Origin of the sequence: Bradyrhizobium sediminis (assembly GCF_018736085.1) — a bacterium.
Classification (GTDB): Bacteria; Pseudomonadota; Alphaproteobacteria; order Rhizobiales; family Xanthobacteraceae; genus Bradyrhizobium; species Bradyrhizobium sediminis.
In genome coordinates this window covers 1,456,502-1,475,534 of record NZ_CP076134.1, presented here as the reverse complement: position 1 = coordinate 1,475,534, position 19,033 = coordinate 1,456,502, and the positions used below count along the sequence as shown (strand labels likewise).

Sequence of the window (19,033 nt, the reverse complement as noted above, 5' to 3'; positions counted from 1 at the left end):
CGTGTCTCTGGTCAACCGAATGAGCGTTGTGACCGCATATATAGCGTTCGCCTTCGTCGGCGCCATTGTGCTTGGGATGTTCTAGGACCCGGCACCACACCGGAATTTCGAGCGCCCGGCGGCCTGGATCGATCCAGCCGCCGGGCATTTTCATTGGCGGTGGATCACCGCCGATCAAGCATTGTCGTTACGACCGCGGCTGCGGCGATATCTGCCGTGAGGTGACCAGCCTCTCGGACTTCGTCGTAATCCGTGTCCAGACGTTGCCGGAACAGTAGAACCGCCCCAGCGCGCAGGCTTCGACCTGCAGCGCGTTCGAGCCCTTCAAGGCCATGGTGCCGTAATAGGTATCGCCGCTGTCGTGGCTGTAGACGCTGCCGGTCCATTGCGAGTCGGTCTTCGGCTTCATGTTGACCAGCACCGCCTCGCCCTTGTCGTTCGACGGTGAATGGATCGCATAGCCGCAGAGCGCATGGCCGCAGCGTTCGATGCGAACGGTTCCCTTGTTGCCCTCGCTCTGCCAGTCGCCGAGCGGCGTATCGGCCGGTTCGTCTTCCATTCGATGCGAAGCTTTCTGAACCTGCGGTTCCGGCCTGGGCCGTGCGGCCTCGGCCGGCCGCTCGACCGGCGGCAGCGGCGGCAGCGCTGCCGGCGGAGGCGGTACCGGCGGAAGCGCCGTTGGCGGCGCACTGACCGGAGATGGCGCGGTGACTTGCTGCGTCGCGGCAGCAGCCGGCTTGAAGACCGCCGGCGGCGGCGCGACGGCGACGGGTGCAACAGGGGAATTGCTCGGAGGCGGAACGGCCTGCACCGGTACCGGTGCTGCCGTGGTGACCGCCGGTTTCGACGGCGCGGCAACATCGCGCTCGTCGTCATCCCGGTCGCGCCAGCGGCGCGTTTCTTGGATGCCGGGGATCGATACCGAGACGCATGAGGTGGAATGGCAATGCCGGGGCGCCTCGATGCGGATGCGGTGCCCGCCGACGACGAAGGACAGCGAATTGCCGGCATCCGCGGATGAACTCAGCGCCATCAGCACAACGAGAAACCAGAATCGTTTCATCGGAGCCTCCCGGGTTTGGCGCGAAACCTAACCGCCGGGAAGCGGGACTGAATGTGACTTGAATCACCGTGCCGCAGCGCACCGCGTAACCGCCTCGCTTGGTGACCCGCATCACAGAACCGCGCCCTGGCCCGGCATAGGGTCCACGGCAAGTTCACCAGCCGCTTTCAGGAGGCTCACATGAAGAAGTTCTATGTTCTCGCCGCGCTGCTGATGGCCACCAGTTCGGCCCATGCCGGCAATTCGATTTCCTTCCAGATCGAGGGACACCGCATCCGCATCGAGGCGCCGCGCAATTGCGACTCGCTGTCCTGCATCCAGATCTCCGCGCCGAGCCTTTCCGGCTCCTCTTTCGGCGGCTTCAAGGGCTTCAAGTCGAAGAGCTCCAACGATGACGATGTCGTTGCCGAGCCGGCGCCGAAGGCGGCACCCGCCCCCGCTCCCGCCGTTCAGGCGACTGCGCCCCAGCCGGCGGCCCCTGTCACGAGCCCTGCACCTGTCGCCAGCACCGCGCCCACCTCCAGCACGGCAGCTGCCGCGCCGACGACGATTGCGGCCGCTTCGCCCGCGCCGTCAGTCGGCTTCGATACGCCCGCCCCGGCGGCGGCCCCGGCCACCGCAGCGCAGCCCGCCCCTGCCGCCGCTGCGCCGGCACCCGTCGCCGCCGCACCGGTACCGGCGCCGACCACGCCGCTCGGCGTCTGGGCGACCGAAGAAAACAAGGGCAACGTCCGCATCGAGCAATGCGGGCAGAACCTGTGCGGATATGCCGTGAAGACCGGCGAGAGGATCCTGATCAACATGAAGCCGTCGGCTTCCAAATGGACCGGCCGGATTCACGATCCCGACAGCGGCCGCAATTACGACTCGACGATCGCGATGAAGGGGACCAACGCGCTGCGGGTTCAGGGCTGCGCCTTTGGCGGCATGTTCTGCGGCGGCCAGACCTGGAAGCGCGTCAGCTGAAGACTGCCTCCCTCGTCATTCCGGGGCGCGCGAAAGCGCGAACCCGGAATCTCGAGATTCCCCGATGTGCAGCTGCACATCTGAGGTCTGGTCCTTCGGACCATCCCGGAATGACGGTTAACGGTTAACGGCCACGATGAAACAAATCTCAAGGCGACGAAACCAATTTGTGCGTTTGACGCAAACGTCCTGAAACGGTCGCCGTGTAGCTTCTTCACAACGAGGCGCCCGGGACCGGCGCGTGACTCGGGGCGCAGACCAAGGGGACATTCAATGACTTTCACGGATTTAAATACGCGCGGCTGCAAATTGCTGATCGCGACAACACTCGCATTCGGCATGCTGACCACGGCGTCGCTGGCCCACACGCCGGAGCAGGAACAGATGTGCACCGGCGACGCGATGCGGCTGTGCAGTTCGGAAATTCCCAATGTCGACCGCATCACCGCCTGCATGATCCGGCAGCGCGCCTTGCTCAGCGAAGGCTGCAAGGCGGTGTTCCAGAAGGAGACGCCCGCGGCGGCCACTCCCGTGAAATATACGACGTCAAAACCCGCCAAGCCGGTCAATCTGGTACCGGCCCGGGTGAAGTAACCGGCGCCATCGAATCGCAAAATCAATCAAGGAGCCCGCAGCCAGTCCCGCAGCTTCTGCACCAGGCTTCGCCGCCCCTGCACCGCTCCGGGCCGATCGTTGTTTTCAGGTTCAGGCTCCCTTGCCGGCGCGGCAGCGGCGGCTTCCGGAAATCGCGTCGTCGGCCCGAACTCCGCTGGCGTCCTGGCTTCAACGACATCGCAGGCGACAATCGGGCGCTCCTCCTGCCCGATCGCCGAGGTCGCCAGATCGGGCGGCGGCGGAGCCGATACCGGTATCGCGAGCGAAGGCCGGGGCACGGCAACCTGCCGGGCCCTGCGCTTTTCGAGGACCGGCTGCTTTGGCTTCGGCCGCCGGGCGATCCGGGCCAGCGCGGCCGCCTCCAGCGCGAGCGGACCGACATTGGCCAAAAACGCGCGTTCATAGCCGCGCGAGAGGCGCTCGACGGCGGCGTCGAGCGGCAGCCAGTCGACCGCCTTCACATCATTCATCAGCTCGTGGACCTGCCCGCCATCCGCTTCCATGCGCCAGTAGTGCACGACCTTGGAACGACCGCCGGACTCATAGACCAGCGTGCCCAGAAATTCGTGCACGGCAACGTCATGCCCGGTTTCTTCCAGCACCTCGCGCTCGGCGGCGGCGCGCGCCGTTTCACCGTCGTCGAGCTTGCCCTTGGGAAGCACCCATTCGTTACGCTTGCGCAGGCGCACCACCGCGACCAGCGGCGTTTCCTCCTGCCGCAGCACAATGCCTCCCGCCGCCAGCACCGGCGCCCGCGTCATCCCACGCCCCTTGCCAGGTCCCCTGCAATCTCGAATCGGGTTTCGACCGCCCTACATAGAGGCGCACGGCGTCAAAATCGAGATCGCACGGACGGTTTTCGAAACAGCGGCTGACCGGCGAAAATCCGCGCCGACTCCACGATATCATCGCAAAACTCGAAATCGCCGGGCGCCAGCACGATGATCGTCGATCCGTGCTCGAACCAGCCGAGTTCGTCGCCCTTGCGAACGCTTGCATCGCAGGAGAACGTGACCGGCCCCTTGGTCCGGGCGTTGAGGGTGACGTCGAGAAAATGCAGACGGATACTTGCAACCAGGATGGCCGCCACCGGCACCAGCGTCAGGGCCTCTCCGGTCGCCAGCCGCGTCTGAAGCACCGCGCGTTCGTTCTTGCAAAACAGCCGTTCAACGCGCTTCAGCGCAATCGGATTGACGTTCCATACATCGCCATGGATGAAGGTGACCCGCTCGATCCGGCAATCGTGCGGCGCATGGAAGCGATGGTACATGCTGGACATCAGACGCAGGGTGACGAAGCGCCCGTTGCGGTGCTGCTCCACCAGCGCGGGATCGCCGAGCAGGTCCGGAAGCGAGTAAGGCGCGCCCTTGATCTGAAACAGCTCGGTATCCTGAATCCGGCCGTGCGCGCCGATGATGGCGTCGCAGGGGCTGACCACGACCGATGGGTCTGGATCGGGCGGCCGCAGCCCGGGGCGCAGCTCGCGGGTAAAGCAATCGTGCAGGCTCTTGAAGCTGGTCTGGCGCGCCTCGCTCAGATCGAGATCGGAAAACAGCCGCCAGCATGCAATCGAGAGATCGCGGATCTGCGGCTGTTCGATCTTGCTGAACCAACCCATGAACCGGGTCAGCGCCGCCCGCGGGATGCGATTGGTCAAGAGGAAGTTCAGGTCTTCCTGCTGTGTCAGGGCGGAGATCAGGCCTCGGATTGTCATGAATCTGTCAGCGGGACTGGTTAGCGCTGGTGGCATGGATTCGCCTCTTCCGATTCTGGCCTTGTCCGCCGCCGCGATCACCGGCGCCGCGACCATCTTTCCCAAATTGCACGCACGGCTGGCGCTGTCGCGGGCCAAGCATCGGTCGCTGACCGGACACTCCAAAATGTCCCGCCTGGTCGCGCGGCTGGTGCCGTTCTATGAATTCGACATCGACGACTTCTTTCGTTCCGATGGCGCACCGTCCGAAATCGCCCTGCAGCGGCAGGACGGCTTTTTCAAACTCGCGGCGCTCTTCAAGGAACGCTTCCCCAAGGGCCGGCAGATGACACTGCAGGCATCGGAAAGAATCTCCGACCTGCAATTCACCGAGGCCTACCGGGTGCCGTTCCAGTACAGCCGGCTGGTCCGGGAGCATCTCGGCAGCGGTGCCTTCATGGCGTCCTCGGCGGGGGTGACGCTCACCGACCTCGACGGCAATATGTTCTACGACCTGACCGGTTCGTACGGCGTCAATATCTTCGGCAACGACTTCTACAAGGAATGCATTGCCGGGGCCGAGGCGCGCGCCCATGCGCTCGGCCCGGTGCTCGGTTCCTATCATCCCGTCATTACCGACAACGTCGCGCGGCTGTGCGCGATTTCCGGGCTCGACGAAGTTTCGTTCCACATGTCCGGCACCGAGGCTGTGATGCAGGCGGTGCGGCTTGCCCGCTATCACACCGGCCGCTCGCATCTGGTGCGCTTTGCCGGGGCCTATCACGGCTGGTGGGGCGACGTGCAGCCCGGCGTCGGCAATCCGATTTCGCCGCACGAGACCTATACGCTCGCCGACATGTCGGAACGGACGCTGCGTGTGCTGAAGACGCGGCGCGATATCGCCTGCGTGCTGGTCAATCCGCTGCAGGCGCTTCACCCCAACGCCAATGCGCACGCCGATTCCGCGCTGGTCGACAGCTCGCGGGCCGGGCATTTCGATCGTGCCGCCTATGGACAGTGGCTGAAAGCGCTGCGCGAAGTCTGCACCGAGCGCGGCATCGTCCTGATCTTCGACGAGGTGTTCGTCGGCTTCAGGCTGGCCGCCGGCGGCGCGCAGCAATATTTCGGCGTGCGCGCCGACATGGTGACCTACGGCAAGAGTCTGGCGGGAGGCCTCCCCGTCGGCGTGGTCTGCGGCCGCAGGGACCTGATGCGGCGCTTCCGCGAAGATCGCCCGGTCGATGTCTGTTTCGCGCGCGGCACCTTCAATTCGCACCCCTACGTCATGACGGCGATGGACGAATTCCTCAACCGGCTCGCCGATCCGGCGTTCCGTTCGGTCTATGACGGGCTCGACGACACCTGGGACGGGAGGGCGCGGCAGCTCAACGAAAGGCTGGCCGCGCAGGATCTGCCGGTTCGCCTCTCCAACCTGTCGTCGATCTGGATGGTGCAATATACCGAGCCGTCGCGCTACAACTGGATGCTTCAATACTATCTGCGGGCGGAAGGGCTCGCCCTGAGCTGGGTCGGGACCGGCCGCCTGATTTTCAGCCTGAATTATACCGACGCGGATTTTGCGGAAGTGGCCGACCGGTTTGTTGCTGCGGCATCGAAGATGCAACAGGACGGCTGGTGGCGGCATGCCGCTTCGCTCACCAACAAGAACATCCGCCGGCAGATCCTGAAGGAGATGATCACGCGAAGACGGCCGCAGTGAAGGCGCCATCATGGCCGGGCTTGACCCGGCCATCCACGTCTTCCCTGCCGCGATGCCGCCAAGACGTGGATGCCCGGCACGAGGCCGGGCATGACGAAGTCTTGTTGCACCGCAGCCGATCCCCTTGTCCGAATCAAGCACTCAAGCGTGCTTTTCGACACCGTGATCGATCAGATCGTGGCCGGGATCGATCAACTCGCCCTTCATCAAGTACAGCGGTGACTTGTAGTACAGCTTGAGATCGCTGAACGGGTCGGTCAGGATCTTGGTCATCCAGACCAGGCCGGTCTCGACGTCGCGGATGAAGAACAGGTGCACGGTCCGGAACAGGAGGCCGCCGATCCCGATTGCCAGCCAGACCTTGGCGACCTGCCGCATGAAATCCGCCGGTGAACTCCAGGGCGTAAAGACTCCGAACAGGGTCGGGTCGAGGAACAGCACCAGCGGCGAAAGCGCCCAGATCGCCATCAACACGATCTTCCGGTTCAGATTGTAGCCGACCTTGATTTCTTCCTTATAGTCGTGGGTCGCCTGGTTGATATGATCGTAGCCCTTGGGCTCGAAGAAGAAATGCCCCGCCTGCCGGGTGGTCATCGAGACCAGCCAGCCGATCAGCGCGGCGGCGAGCGGATCGACGAACAACATCGCATAGGCGATCAGAAAGCTCGCGGCGCTGACAAAGTGCAGGCTCTGGTTGATGCGGCTGTGATGGTAGTAGCGATGGTCATCCCAGCGTTGCGTGCGCAATTGTTCGCGGAAGTTCTTCATCATCTTCTCCCCCCAAAATCAGTCGAGATATCGTTTACCGAGATTCGATGTCCGGGGTGTGACGACATCATAATGACATGTGACGTTTCGCCGGGCGGCGGTTGATGGATGCCTGCCGACGCGCCTAGGCGGCCGCAACCTCGGTCTTGCGAAAGCGGATCAGCGAGAAGTGGCCGAGCGGCGGCACCGGACGGCGCTCGACCAGTTCCATGTCGCGCGCGCCCGCCAGCCATTGCGCATAGCGCGACCACGCGAATTCGGTGCGCCAGCCCAGCTGGCGCACCACCGGCTGCAGCCGCTGCTCGATGAAGCGGCGCAGTCCGGCATCGGCGCTGACGCGGCTCAGCAGGATGAGTTCACCGCCGGGCCGCAGAACCCGGGCGAACTCGTCCAGCGCGGCTTCCGGGTTGGGCACCGCCGTCACGACATATTGCGCCATCACCACATCGAACGAGCAATCCGGAAATTCCAGCTTCTCGGCGTCCATGACCGCAAGACCCTCGACATTCTTGAGGCGGAGATCGGCTACCCGCGCCTTCGCCTTGCGCAGCATGGCTTCCGAAATATCGGTGCCGAAGATATGAAGGTGAGAGGCATATTGCGGCAACGAGATGCCGGTTCCGACGCCGACCTCAAGCACGCGGCCGCCGATGCCGTTGGTGGCGAGAATGGCGGCGCGCCGGCCCTTGCTGAACACCCCGCCAAACACGAGGTCATAGATCGGCGCCCAGCGGTCATAGGCCTGCTCGACCATCTCGCGGTCGAAGTCCAACTGCCTTGCACCGTCAAGCTTGATTATTTCTGCCATCGTTGCTCTACCTTTTTTCCGATTAGCCCTGCACGGCGCTTCTGCTTGCCATGCGGCGGGCGGGCCGCAGCGAACGGCTCGGCTGCAATGCGCTCAGATTGCCGATGAACTGCCGTGCGCTGTTTTCCCAGGAACGCTCGAGCGCAAAACGCCGGCACGCTTCGCGGGAGATGCTCAGCGCCCCGATGCAGGCGCGGCGAAGGTCGCTATCCAGAACGCCGACGGGGTGATCCGCGATCACATCCAGCGGGCCTGTGACCGGAAACGCCGCAACCGGAGTGCCGCACGCCAGCGCTTCGAGCTGAACGACGCCGAAGGTGTCGGTGAGGCTCGGAAAGACAAAGACGTCCGCCGCCGCCATATGCGAAGTCAAATCCGCGCCGGTCTTTTCGCCGAGGAATTTGGCCTTCGGATATCTGTGCTCCAGCACCGCCTTCTGCGGCCCGTCCCCGATCACCACCTTCGATCCGGGCAGGTTCAGCGCGAGAAACGCCTCCAGGTTCTTCTCGACCGCGACGCGGCCCACGGTCATGAAGATCGGCCTCGGCAAATCAAGCTCGACCGGATCGTCGGGTTTGAAGAGATCGGTATCGACCCCGCGCGTCCAGTTGCCCAGTTTCCGAAAACCTCTTGCGCCGAGTTCCTGCCTGAGCGACGAGGTCGCGACCATCGTCATCGACGCCGACGCGTGGAAGTGCCGCAGCACGGCGTAGCTGAGCCAGGCCGGAACGATCGAACGCACCGCGATGTATTCCGGAAAGCGTGTCGTGTAAGAGGTCGTGAATGCCAGCCTGCGGCGCCGGCAATAGGCGCGCACCGCCCATCCGATCGGCCCCTCGGTCGCGATATGAATGGCGTCCGGCGATGCCGCCTCTATTCTCCGGGCAATCTCGCGCCGGTTCGGCAGCGCTACCCGCAACCCCGGATAGGTCGGGACGGCAACGGACGGAAACCCGTCGGGGGTCAGGAAGTCGATTTCGGCGCCGAGCGCGGAAGCGCTGCGGGCCAATGAGGTCAGCGTCCTGACAACGCCGTTCACCTGCGGATGCCAAGCGTCGGTCGCAACTAGAATCCGCATGAAGGAACCTGAGAGCTAATGATTCTCAATTGCGGACGTTCGGCCAAGGATATTTCAGGCGTGTGACGTCACCCTGCGCGGGGCCGTCTTTTTCGAGCCACTCGCGGGTTTTTCGTGTAGCGTGGCGCAACGATGTCGTCATCAGAACTTGACAAAACGCCGGATGCGCCTCCCCGGCGCCGCAAGCGGCGCGATTATTCGCTGCTGGTGCTGGCGGCGGGCATCTTCCTGTTCGGCGCGGCCGCGGGCGGGCTGTATTACGTGCTGCGCCCGGTCACCCTGCGCATCGCCGTCGGCCCGCCCGGCAGCGACGACCAGAAACTGGTGCAGGCGCTGGCGCAGACCTTCGCCCGCGACGCAAGTCCGGTGCGGCTGACGCCGATCACGACGGAAGGCGCGGTCGAGAGCATCGCGCTGATGGCGGCGAAGAAAGCCGACTTGGCGGTCGCGCGCGGCGACCTGGACTTGCCGGCCGACGCCCAGTCGGTCGCCATCCTGCGCAAGAACGTCGTGGTGCTGTGGTCGGTTGCCGGCCATCCGCCCAGGGGTTCGAAGAAGCCGCCGGTGTCGAAAATCAAGGAGATCGGCGATCTCGCCGGACATCGCGTCGGTGTCATCGGCCGGACCAAGGCCAACGTCAATTTGCTGCGCGTGATCCTGAGCGAATCCGGCGTCAATCCGGACAAGGTGACGGTCACCCAGTTCGCGACCAACCAGATCGCCGAGATGGCGCGCGATCCCGCCATCGACGCGTTCATGGCGGTGGGGCCGCTCAACAGCAAGATCACCACCGAAGCCATCGCCGCCACCGCGAAAGCGCGGGGCGAGCCGAAATTCCTGGCGATCGAGGTGTCGGAGGCGCTGGCCCAGAAACATCCGCTCTACGAAGCCGAGGAAATTCCCGGCAGCACCTTCAATACGTCGCCCGCGCGCCCCGAGGACAAGGTCGACACCGTCAGCGTCAACCATCTGATCATCGCGCCGAAGTCGCTGTCGGAAACCGCGGTCGCCGCCTTCGTCCGGCAATTGTTCACGGTGCGCTCCTCACTTGCCAGGGAAGTGCCGAGCGCGGCCAAGATCGAGAAGCCGGATACCGACAAGGACGCCGCCCTGCCCGCACACCAGGGCGCGGCGGCCTATATCGACGGCACCGAACGCACCTTCCTCGAGAAATATACCGACTACATCTGGGGCGCCATTCTGGTGCTCTCGGGGCTCGGCTCGGCCGGCGCCTGGCTGCGGCACTATCTGAAGCGGGATGAGAGGGAGCAATACGAAGAGCATCGCGATCATCTGCTCGCCATCATTTCGAGCGTGCGGCTGGCGGATACACCCGACGAACTGACGGCATTGCAATCCGAGGCGGACCGCCTGCTACGGGAAACGCTGAATTGCTACGACGACGGGGCGATCGAGGAAGGCGATCTGGCCGCCATCAGCCTTGTGCTCGACCAGTTCAACCACGCGGTAGCCGACCGCCGCGCCGCCATCGGCCCAGCCTCCGAGGGGGCCGAACCGGCGCGCATGCGGGCGCTGTAGCCCGGCAAACGCCACCCCTAATAAGCACCTGAAACCAATCGATAAAAACTTATCGCCCGGGGTCGGGAATGAATAACCCCACGCCGTATTATGTCGTCGAGAGGCCGGCGATGAAACAAATCTTACCGCGATGAAACCATTTTGGCGACATTGTGCAAACGTCCTGAAACGGTTGATCGGTACTGGTTTCCCCAACGACGCGCCAAAATGGCGCGCAAGGCGCAAACAGGGGACGACCAATGTTCAACTCATTCAGGCTGAATTCCCGCCTCGCAGCCGCCGTCGGCGCGCTGACGATCGGTGCTTTCGCATTTTCCGGCTCCGCGGCGGCCGCGCCGCTGCAGCTGTTTCCCTTCATCATGACGCCGCCGGTGCAAGCCGCGCCGCCGCCGGTGCAGGCCGCGCCTTCCGACGATGAAGGCACCGTGGCCGAGTTGCCGGCGCGCCTGAAGCGCCAGATCGTCAGCTACGCCAGCCGCGAGGCGCCCGGCACCATCATCATCGATACCCCCAACACCTATCTCTATTACGTGCTGGGCGGCGGACGGGCGATCCGCTACGGCATCGGCGTCGGCCGCGACGGCTTCACCTGGTCCGGCGTGCAGACCATCAGCAAGAAGGCGGAATGGCCGGATTGGACCCCGCCCCCGGAGATGATCGCGCGTCAGCCCTATCTGCCGCGTCACATGGCCGGCGGCCCCGGCAATCCACTCGGCGCCCGCGCCATGTATCTCGGCGGCACCATCTATCGCATCCACGGCACCAACGCGCCGCACACGATCGGCACCCACGTCTCCTCCGGCTGCCTGCGCCTGACCAATGAAGACGTCACCGACCTCTATTCGCGCGTCAACGTCGGCACCAAGGTGATCGTGCTGCCGATGGACCGCCGCGCCGACAATTCGATCGGCAAGCGGGGATAATTTTTCAGGGCTTGCCGAACACGTGATTTGAAAAATGGCGCGACCTCCGCGCCATTTTTTGTTTTTGCTGTTGCCTGTCTGATTTGCTCTTGAATTGACGCGTCAGTGTTACAGTCGTCATTGCGAGCCAACGGGTCGCGCGAATGCGCGCCCGATGACAGGCTCCGCGAAGCAATCCATAGCTTGGACACGGACGGCATGGATTGCTTCGTCGCTTCGCTCCTCGCAATGACGGCTAATACGTCCTAATTCCATTGGCCCCCTCTCCCCCCGCTCTGTCCGTAGCGGGTGAAGTTGTCGTATTTTTGTAGCTCGTGATCTGTCGCCTTCGTTATTGAGTTTCGGAGGAGCCGGAAGGCGTGGACGGTTCCGCCGGTTTGGTCATGCCATGGATATTGGTGGCAGGTTAGCCCCTCGGGTTGGTTTCTTTGTTTGACTTGAAGCCCGTTTCTCCGCCCCGACCCGCGCTATCTCGACGGCGGCGCGCGCAGGAGCGGTCAAGGACGCGCACTTGCGCGCCCGTAAGGGCTTGTCCTTGACGGCTCCGAGCACGCTGCCAGGCTGAGGCGCGTCGGGGCTGATCTGCTGTCCATCGGCGGCAAACCTCGCCAATCGGTGCGGGCCAAGGAACACGCCCACGGTGCCATCGGGATACCCGTGAACCCGCACCACGGCCTTGACGAAGTGGGGCCTGAGCCGGCTCTCCGGCAACTGCAGCCGCCGGCCGCTCCATGCGATCGTGTTGTCGTTGGCGACGGTTCGCTCTTCGATCACGCACAGCGCTTCGCGCCAGGCCTCGTGCCGGTCGGCTACGAACGCCGTGCCTTGCTGTTCGGCCACGATCGCAAACGCCGCATTATGCTCGGCGATGTAATGCGCCTTCAACCACGCATTGGCGGCCTCGACCGTCCTGATCCCGGCGAGCCGCAGATCCTTCGGCAGCCGGCCCTGCAGCGTGCCGAACACCCGCTCTGAACGCCCGCGCGCCTGCGGCGAATAGGCCGCGATATGCTCGATCCCAAGATGCGATAAAGCCCGTCCCACCTGGGTTTGTTGCGTCTTCGAGACCTTCGCGCCGGCCTTCGGGGTGTAGAAGTAATGGCTGCCGCGATCGGTGTAGAGCGCGCAGAACAGACCACGCTCGCCAATCACCTCGCCCAAGGCCCGGAACGTCGACGCCGTCCCTTCTTCCTCGACCAGCAGCATCGAGTAGATCTCGCTCGTCGCATCGTCCATCGTGACGATCAGGTCCATCGCCGGCAGACCTTCGATCCAGACGTGGCGCGACCCGTCCTGGTGAAGCAGCATGCCCCGAAGCGGCCGGCGCGGACGCTTCTTGCGGTGCGCCGAACGCTTCGGCGCCTTCTGCACCAAGCCCGCAGCATGCAAGGCCAGCTTCGTCACCGTGTAGCCCAGCACATAGCCATGTCGCTTTTGCAGCTGCTCGTGGAAGTGCTTCACCGTGAAATCGGCGTACTTGTCCCGGAACAGCCCCAGCATCCGCTCCAGCTCTTCCTCCGGCGCACGCCTCGGTGATCGCCGGCCCATGCGCCGGTCGACCAGCCCGTCATCGCCCTCCGCCTCAAAGCGTTCCGCCCAACGTTGGAACGTCCGCACGTTGATCCCCAGAAGCTCAGACGCCGCCTCCTGCGTCAGCTCCTTCGCCTCAGTCCGATCCAGCAAACTCGAAAACCGCATCCGTCGTACACCCTCGTGAATGGATGCCGTGCCCATCGTGCCCCCTTTGTTCCGGGGCACCAAAAACACGACACTTCACGAGCTACAAACAGGCGACAGATCACGAGCTACTGACACCTCTCCCCCCGCTCTGGCGCCGCCCCCGCCCGCCCTGTAGACTCGCGCGCTGATTTGGTCCGGGGGGACGATGCGGCTGCCGATAAATCTGAGGACGATCCTGCTCGGGGTCGCGGTGGTCGCGGTCTCGTTTTTCGTCAGCCTGAAGATCATGGACTGGGTGGCCCCGCGCGGCACGTTCCGCCCGCCGGTGCTGGTCGAATTGCCGCCGCTGCCGCCGGCCCCGCGCTCTTCCCGCATCATCGCACCGGTAGCGATCGCGCTGTCCGCGATTCGCGACGCTGCCGATCGCGCCGCGCCGCGCACCTTCGCCGGCAAGGCCGATAATCCGGTGTCGCAGATCCTGCAGAACGCCGACATCGGCTGGACCGCCTCGCGCGGGCCAATCACGGCGACCGGCGCCCAGGACGTGCTGTCGCTGGCCACCCCCCTGACGGGGACGCTGAATGTGACGGGCTCGCTGTCGGCGAAAGCAACCGGCGCGGTCGGCGACGCGCTCGGCGGCCTGCTCGGCGGCAATGTCGCCAAACAGATCGGCAGCGTGAGCATCAAGAACCTCAACGCCAGCGCCGAGATCAAGGGCAACGTCGCCATCACCGCGCGGCCGAAGCTCGCCGCCGCCTGGCGGATCGAGCCGAACCTGGCCGCGCAGGTCAATCTCGGCGACAGCAGCCTCGTGGTGGCGGGCGCGCGCGTCAACGTTCCGGCACAGGTCAAGCCGCTGATCGACAAGACGGTATCCGACCAGATCGCCGCGACCCAGGCGCGGATTCGCAACGATCCGGCGCTGGAGCAGAACGCGCGGGCGCAATGGGCCAAGGCCTGCCGCTCGATCCCGCTGCAAGGCACCGGCGCCACCTCGTCGCTGCCGGCGCTGTGGCTGGAATTGCGGCCGACCCGGGCGATCGCCGCGCAGCCGCGCGTCGATGCCTCCGCGGTCACGCTGACGCTCGGCATCGAGGCGGAAACCCGCATCACCCCGGTGCAGACCAAGCCCAATTGTCCGTTCCCGGCGACCATCGCCATCATCCCGGCGACGCCCGGCGGGGTCAGCATCGGCGTGCCGATCGACATGCCGTTCACCGACATCAACAAGATCGTGGAGGCGCAGTTCGCCGGCAAGACCTTTCCCGAGGACGGCTCGGGCGCGGTCGACGTCACCGTCAAGCGCGCCAGCGTCGCCGCCTCGGGCGACCGGCTCTTGATCTCGCTCCTGGTCAACGCCAAGGAGAAGAGGAGCTTCTTCGGCTTCGGCGGCGAAGCCAACGTGCATATCTGGGGCAAGCCCGTGCTCGATCAGGCCAAGCAGACGCTGCGGCTGACCGACATCGAACTCGCGGTCGAATCCGAAGCCGCGTTCGGCCTGCTCGGCGCCGCGGCGCGCGCGGCCATGCCGCATCTGCAGAAGTCGCTGGCCGACAAGGCGACGATCGACCTCAAGCCGTTCGCCAGCAATGCGCAGAAAAAGATCGCCGCCGTGATCGCGGACTTCCAGAAGAACGAGGACGGCGTGCGGGTGGCGGCCGAGATCTCGAGCCTGCGGCTCGCCGGCATCGCCTTCGATTCCAGGACGCTACGCGTGACCGCGGAGGCCGAGGGCATGATGAATGTCTATCTCACGGCGCTGCCGGGACTGTGACGGGGCTAGCGCCGGGCGCCAGATTGACCTGTCTCAAACAGGGTACGACGCAAGGCGCTACCTATCATCGGCCGCTCGTTGAAGCGCGCATTGGCAGTAGCAGGACATCGTGGCGCTGAACCAACCCCGGCAGCAAGGCGAACCCCGTCGCTTGGTCTTTCAGGCCCGCGATCTGTCCAAGACCTATGTTATGGGCGAAGTCGAGGTCCACGCCCTCAGGGACGTCAATCTCGACATCTATGAAGGCGAATTCGTCGTGCTGCTCGGGCCGTCCGGTTCGGGCAAGTCGACCTTGCTCAACATCCTCGGCGGGCTCGACGCCCCGACCGGCGGTCAGGCGCGCTGGCGCGACCATGACCTGGTCGGCGCCGATGACGCCGAACTGACCCGCTACCGGCGCGAGCATGTCGGCTTCGTGTTTCAGTTCTACAATCTGATTCCGAGCCTGACCGTGCTGGAGAACGTGGCGCTTGTGAACGAGATCGCCGACAAGCCGCTCGATCCCCGGGAAGCGCTGGCGCTGGTCGGCCTCGACCAAAGGCTCGATCATTTTCCCTCGCAGCTTTCCGGCGGCGAGCAGCAGCGCGTCGCGGTCGCCCGCGCCATCGTCAAGTCGCCCGATGTGCTGTTGTGCGACGAGCCGACCGGCGCGCTCGATTACGAGACCGGAAAGGTGGTGCTGGCCGCCATCGCGCGGGTCAACGAGCAACTCGGCACCACCACCATCATCATCACCCACAACGCGGCGATCGCCGGCATGGCGGATCGCGTTCTCCGTCTCGGCGGCGGACGCATCGTCGGCGAAGAGCGCAATGCGCGCCGGCTTTCGCCGGACGAGGTGCGCTGGTGACCCTGCTCGATCGCAAATTGCTGCGGGATATCCTGGCCATGCGCGGGCAGGTGACGACCATTGCGCTGGTGGTCGCCGCCGGCATGGCCGTCTTCATCGCCTCGATCTCGACCTACGATTCGCTGCGCGCCGGGCGCGACCGCTTCTACGCCGCCACGCGGTTTCCGCAGGTTTTCGTAACCCTCAAGCGGGCGCCGCTCTCGGTGGTGGCGCAGCTCAGGGAAATTCCGGGCGTGGCCGCGATCGAACCGCGGATCGTGCGCGACGTCATTCTGGACTGGCCCTCCGCCATCCTGCCGGTTTCGGCGCGGATGGTTTCGCTGACGCATGCCGGCGACGAGCCGCTGGCGCGGTTGCATGTGCGCCGAGGCACCCCGCCGGAGCCGGGCGACACCAGAACCGTCGCCATCAACGAGGCCTTTGCCGAGGCGAATTCGGTCAAGCTCGGCACCGACGTGCCGGTCGTGCTGAACGGGCGTATCCAGAATTTTCGCGTCGCCGGCGTGGCGCTGTCGCCCGAATATGTCTATGCGGTGAAACCGGGGGTGCCGATCCCCGACGACCGCTTCTACGCCGTGCTCTGGGTCGACCGCAGCGCAGCGGAGGCCGCCTTCGATATGAAAGGCGCGTTCAACGACGCCATCGTGTCGCTCACCCCGGGCACCGACCCGAAGCAGGTGATCGACCAGCTCGACCGCCTGCTCGAGCCCTACGGTTCGGTCGGCGCCATCGCCAGGCGGGATCAGCCGTCCAATCGTTTCCTGGACGACGAGCTCAACCAGCAGAAGGTGATGTCGATCACCATTCCCTTCATCTTCTTCGGCGTCGCCGCGTTCCTGCTCAACGTGGTGCTCGGAAGGCTGGTGACCGCGCAGCGCGAGCAGATCGCCGCATTGAAAGCGCTCGGCTTTCCGACGACGCCGCTGGTGTTGCACTATCTCAAGCTGGTCGCGGTCGTGGTTCTGTTCGGATCGGCGCTCGGTCTCGCCGGCGGCTACATGTTCGGCGAGGCGATGGTGGCAAGCTATCACGGCTTCTTTCGCCTGCCGGCGCTGGTGTTCGAACTGACGCCCTGGTCCGCGCTCGCCGGCTTCCTGATCAGCCTCGCGGCGGCCACGCTCGGCGTGGTGACGGCGCTGCAAAACGTCGTCGCGCTGGCGCCGGCGGTGGCGATGCGGCCGGCTGCGCCGCGGCGTTTTCGCCGTTCGTGGATCGAGGCATTGCTGTCGGCGAAGGCGCTGACGCCGCGGCGGGTGCTGGCGATCCGCAATTTTGCCGGCCGTCCGCTGCGCAGCACATTCACGATCGTCGGCATCGCGCTCGCGGTGCCGATGGTCGTGCTCGGCCTGTTCTGGCGCGACGCGATCGACCAGATGATTGAAGTCCAGTTCAACCTGGTCGAACGCGGCAACGCCGTGGTCACGTTCCCCCATCCGCTCAACCGCACCGTGATCGGCGACCTCGCGCGCGAGCCCGGCGTGCTCGTCGCCGAAGGTCTGCGATTTGTCCCGGTCCGCCTGCGCGCGGGACATCGCAGCTACCTGACGTCGGTGATCGGCCTGCCGTTCAACGCCGGCCTGCGGCGCCCGCACGATGCGGCATTGCGTCCGATCGACGTGCCGCCCGATGGCATCACCCTCACCCGCCGGCTGGCCGAACGGATCGAGGTCCGCCCCGGCGAGATCGTGACGATCGAGGTCATGGAGGGCCAGCGCCGCAAGATCGACCTGCCGGTCAGCGCCATCGTCGACGAGACGATCGGGATGTCGTCCTACATGGAGATCGACACGCTCAACCGCTTGACCGGTGAAGGCGCGGTGGTGTCGGCAGCGTCCCTGTTCGTGGAGCCGTCGGCGCTTCCGGCCCTGTCGCGGCGATTCAAGGAACTGCCCGTCATCGAGTCGGTGGCGGTGAAGACCTACACGCTGAGCTCGTTCCTGGACAAGATCGCGGGCATCGTTCTCGTCAGCGCCGGCATTCTCACCGCCTTTGCGGTGATCGTCGCGGTGGGCGTGGTCTACAACAGCGCCCGCATCGCCTTGCAGGAGCGCGCCTGGGAGCTCGCCAGCCTGCGCGTGCTCGGCTTCACCCGCGCCGAGGTGGCGCAGATCCTGTTCAGTCAATTCGCCGCCGAAATCGCGCTGGCGATTCCGATCGGGCTGGTGCTCTCCCAGAGCATCGTCACGCTGATCGCGCGGTTTCATTCCAACGAGAGCTTCCAGATTCCGGGCGTGGTGAGCGCGCGAACCTATGTGGTGGCGGTCGCCATCGTCGTGGCCACCGCCGCGGCCAGCGCGTACATCGTACGCCGCCGGGTCGATCGTCTCGATCTGGTTGCGGTACTGAAGACGAGGGATTGACGATGCAGATGACGGCCGGTCGTGTGGGGTTGGCGCTGGGCGCACTGGCTGCGGCCGCGGGCATCGCCTGGTTTGTGATGCCGCAGGCGATCCCGGTCGAGACGGCGGCCGTCAGCAAGGGGCGCTTTGTCGCCAGTGTCGATGACGACGGCAAGACCCGCATCCGCCAGCGTTATGTGGTGGCAGCCCCGATCGCCGGGCGCCTGACGCGCGTCCGATTGAAAGCAGGCGACCCGGTTGCCGCCGACGAGGTCGTGGCCGCGATCCTGCCGCCGCCGGCGCCGCTGCTCGACCCTCGCAGCCGCCGCGAGGCCGAGGAACGGCTGGGCACCGCCGAGGCCGCGCTGGAGCGCAGCAAGGCTACCGTCGAGCGCGCGCAGGCCCAGGCCGACCAGGCCAGGACCGATCTCGATCGCACCCGCACGCTGGCCTCGAGCGGGGCCTCGACGGTGCAGGCGCTGGAACGCGCCGAACTCGCGCAGCGGATCGCCGATCGCGACCTGCGGGCTGCGGAATTCCAGGATCATGCGGCGGGCCATGAAGTCGCTCAGGCCAAGGCGCTGCTCGGCCGTTACAGCGATGGCGTGGACGCACCGACCGAACCCTGGAACGTCACGGCGCCGGTATCGGGCGTGGTGCTGAAGGTCCTGCAGGAGAGCGAGACGGTGGTGCAGTCGGGAATGCCGCTGATGGAAATCGGCGATCCGCGCGACCTCGAAATCGTGACTGACGTTCTCAGCACCGATGCGGTCGAAATCCGTCCCGGCGCTGACGTTACGATCGAGCATTGGGGCGGGCCCGGCGCGCTTTCGGGACGGGTGCGCCGGGTCGAGCCCGCGGCGTTCACCAAGGTGTCGACGCTCGGCGTCGAAGAGCAGCGGGTCAATGTGCTGATCGACGTGTTGGCGCCGCCGCAGCAATGGGCCGGCCTCGGCGACGGTTTTCAGGTGGACACGCGGATCACCGTGTTCACGCAGGACGACATCGAGATCATCCCGGCCGGCGCCCTGTTCCGCCGCGGCGACAGCTGGAGCGTCTACGTCGCCGACAATGGACGCGCGCAACCGCGAACCATCGAGCTCATACGCCGCTCCCGCGGTTTTGCCGCGGTCAGGAAGGGGCTCGCCCAGGGCGAGCGCGTGATCGTCTACCCCAGCGATCAGGTCAGCCCCGGTGTCCGGGTCAGTTTGAAATGA

The 19,033-nt window shown here is 65.3% G+C and carries 16 protein-coding genes; 9 read left to right on the top strand and 7 right to left on the bottom strand.

The features are described 5' to 3' along the window. Nucleotides 1-187: 187 nt before the first annotated feature. A complete protein-coding gene (locus KMZ29_RS07070) occupies nucleotides 188-1,063 on the bottom strand; it encodes a DUF2147 domain-containing protein (RefSeq protein WP_215623045.1) in 876 nt (291 codons plus the stop codon). Between the two features lie 180 nt (nucleotides 1,064-1,243). Here KMZ29_RS07070 and KMZ29_RS07065 point away from each other — a divergent pair, with 180 nt between their 5' ends. Further along, nucleotides 1,244-2,029 (top strand): DUF2147 domain-containing protein, encoded by a 786-nt coding sequence (locus KMZ29_RS07065; RefSeq protein WP_215623044.1) that lies wholly within the window; start codon nucleotides 1,244-1,246, stop codon nucleotides 2,027-2,029. A gap of 273 nt (nucleotides 2,030-2,302) precedes the next feature. After that, on the top strand, nucleotides 2,303-2,623 hold the full coding sequence (locus KMZ29_RS07060; RefSeq protein WP_215623043.1) for a hypothetical protein: 321 nt from the start codon (nucleotides 2,303-2,305) through the stop codon (nucleotides 2,621-2,623). Between the two features lie 26 nt (nucleotides 2,624-2,649). Here KMZ29_RS07060 and KMZ29_RS07055 read toward each other — a convergent pair whose 3' ends face one another. Then, entirely contained in the window at nucleotides 2,650-3,405 is a 756-nt protein-coding gene (locus KMZ29_RS07055) for an NUDIX hydrolase (RefSeq protein ID WP_215623042.1), read from the bottom strand. A 71-nt stretch (nucleotides 3,406-3,476) separates the two neighbouring features. Beyond that, nucleotides 3,477-4,358, bottom strand: coding sequence for an archaetidylserine decarboxylase (asd, locus tag KMZ29_RS07050; RefSeq protein ID WP_215623041.1), 882 nt, complete (start codon nucleotides 4,356-4,358; stop codon nucleotides 3,477-3,479). A gap of 34 nt (nucleotides 4,359-4,392) precedes the next feature. Here asd and KMZ29_RS07045 point away from each other — a divergent pair, with 34 nt between their 5' ends. Next, complete coding sequence (locus tag KMZ29_RS07045; RefSeq protein WP_215623040.1) at nucleotides 4,393-6,057, top strand: aminotransferase class III-fold pyridoxal phosphate-dependent enzyme; 1,665 nt, start codon at nucleotides 4,393-4,395, stop codon at nucleotides 6,055-6,057. Between the two features lie 141 nt (nucleotides 6,058-6,198). Here KMZ29_RS07045 and KMZ29_RS07040 read toward each other — a convergent pair whose 3' ends face one another. The 3 genes from KMZ29_RS07040 to KMZ29_RS07030 all read right to left on the bottom strand — a co-directional run bounded on the left by KMZ29_RS07040 (nucleotide 6,199) and on the right by KMZ29_RS07030 (nucleotide 8,711). Continuing rightward, nucleotides 6,199-6,828 carry a hypothetical protein gene (locus tag KMZ29_RS07040; RefSeq protein WP_215623039.1) on the bottom strand — a complete coding sequence of 210 codons (630 nt, stop codon included), beginning with the start codon at nucleotides 6,826-6,828 and terminating at the stop codon, nucleotides 6,199-6,201. A gap of 121 nt (nucleotides 6,829-6,949) precedes the next feature. Further along, complete coding sequence (locus KMZ29_RS07035) at nucleotides 6,950-7,633, bottom strand: class I SAM-dependent methyltransferase (RefSeq protein ID WP_215623038.1); 684 nt, start codon at nucleotides 7,631-7,633, stop codon at nucleotides 6,950-6,952. A 22-nt stretch (nucleotides 7,634-7,655) separates the two neighbouring features. Beyond that, a complete protein-coding gene (locus tag KMZ29_RS07030; RefSeq protein ID WP_215623037.1) occupies nucleotides 7,656-8,711 on the bottom strand; it encodes a glycosyltransferase family 4 protein in 1,056 nt (351 codons plus the stop codon). 132 nt (nucleotides 8,712-8,843) lie between these two features. On the opposite strand from KMZ29_RS07030, the gene KMZ29_RS07025 reads away from it, so the two are divergent. Both KMZ29_RS07025 and KMZ29_RS07020 read left to right on the top strand, forming a co-directional pair. After that, complete coding sequence (locus KMZ29_RS07025) at nucleotides 8,844-10,250, top strand: TAXI family TRAP transporter solute-binding subunit (protein WP_215623036.1); 1,407 nt, start codon at nucleotides 8,844-8,846, stop codon at nucleotides 10,248-10,250. Between the two features lie 239 nt (nucleotides 10,251-10,489). Beyond that, entirely contained in the window at nucleotides 10,490-11,173 is a 684-nt protein-coding gene (locus KMZ29_RS07020; protein ID WP_215613101.1) for a L,D-transpeptidase, read from the top strand. 381 nt (nucleotides 11,174-11,554) lie between these two features. On the opposite strand, the gene KMZ29_RS07015 is transcribed toward KMZ29_RS07020, so the two are convergent. Next, nucleotides 11,555-12,871 (bottom strand): ISNCY family transposase, encoded by a 1,317-nt coding sequence (locus KMZ29_RS07015; RefSeq protein WP_215620016.1) that lies wholly within the window; start codon nucleotides 12,869-12,871, stop codon nucleotides 11,555-11,557. A 187-nt stretch (nucleotides 12,872-13,058) separates the two neighbouring features. On the opposite strand from KMZ29_RS07015, the gene KMZ29_RS07010 reads away from it, so the two are divergent. The 4 genes from KMZ29_RS07010 (at nucleotide 13,059) to KMZ29_RS06995 (ending at nucleotide 19,033) form a co-directional block, all read left to right on the top strand. After that, the gene (locus tag KMZ29_RS07010; protein ID WP_215623035.1) at nucleotides 13,059-14,627 is read left to right on the top strand and encodes a DUF4403 family protein; all 1,569 of its coding nucleotides are present in this window, start codon (nucleotides 13,059-13,061) and stop codon (nucleotides 14,625-14,627) included. Nucleotides 14,628-14,817: 190 nt separating this feature from the next. Further along, nucleotides 14,818-15,477, top strand: a complete 660-nt coding sequence (locus tag KMZ29_RS07005) for an ABC transporter ATP-binding protein (protein WP_215624175.1) — start codon at nucleotides 14,818-14,820, stop codon at nucleotides 15,475-15,477. Next, the gene (locus tag KMZ29_RS07000; protein ID WP_249779848.1) at nucleotides 15,474-17,837 is read left to right on the top strand and encodes an ABC transporter permease; all 2,364 of its coding nucleotides are present in this window, start codon (nucleotides 15,474-15,476) and stop codon (nucleotides 17,835-17,837) included. The genes KMZ29_RS07005 and KMZ29_RS07000 overlap by 4 nt, the downstream gene beginning before the upstream one ends. 2 nt (nucleotides 17,838-17,839) lie before the next feature. After that, entirely contained in the window at nucleotides 17,840-19,033 is a 1,194-nt protein-coding gene (locus KMZ29_RS06995; RefSeq protein ID WP_215623034.1) for an efflux RND transporter periplasmic adaptor subunit, read from the top strand.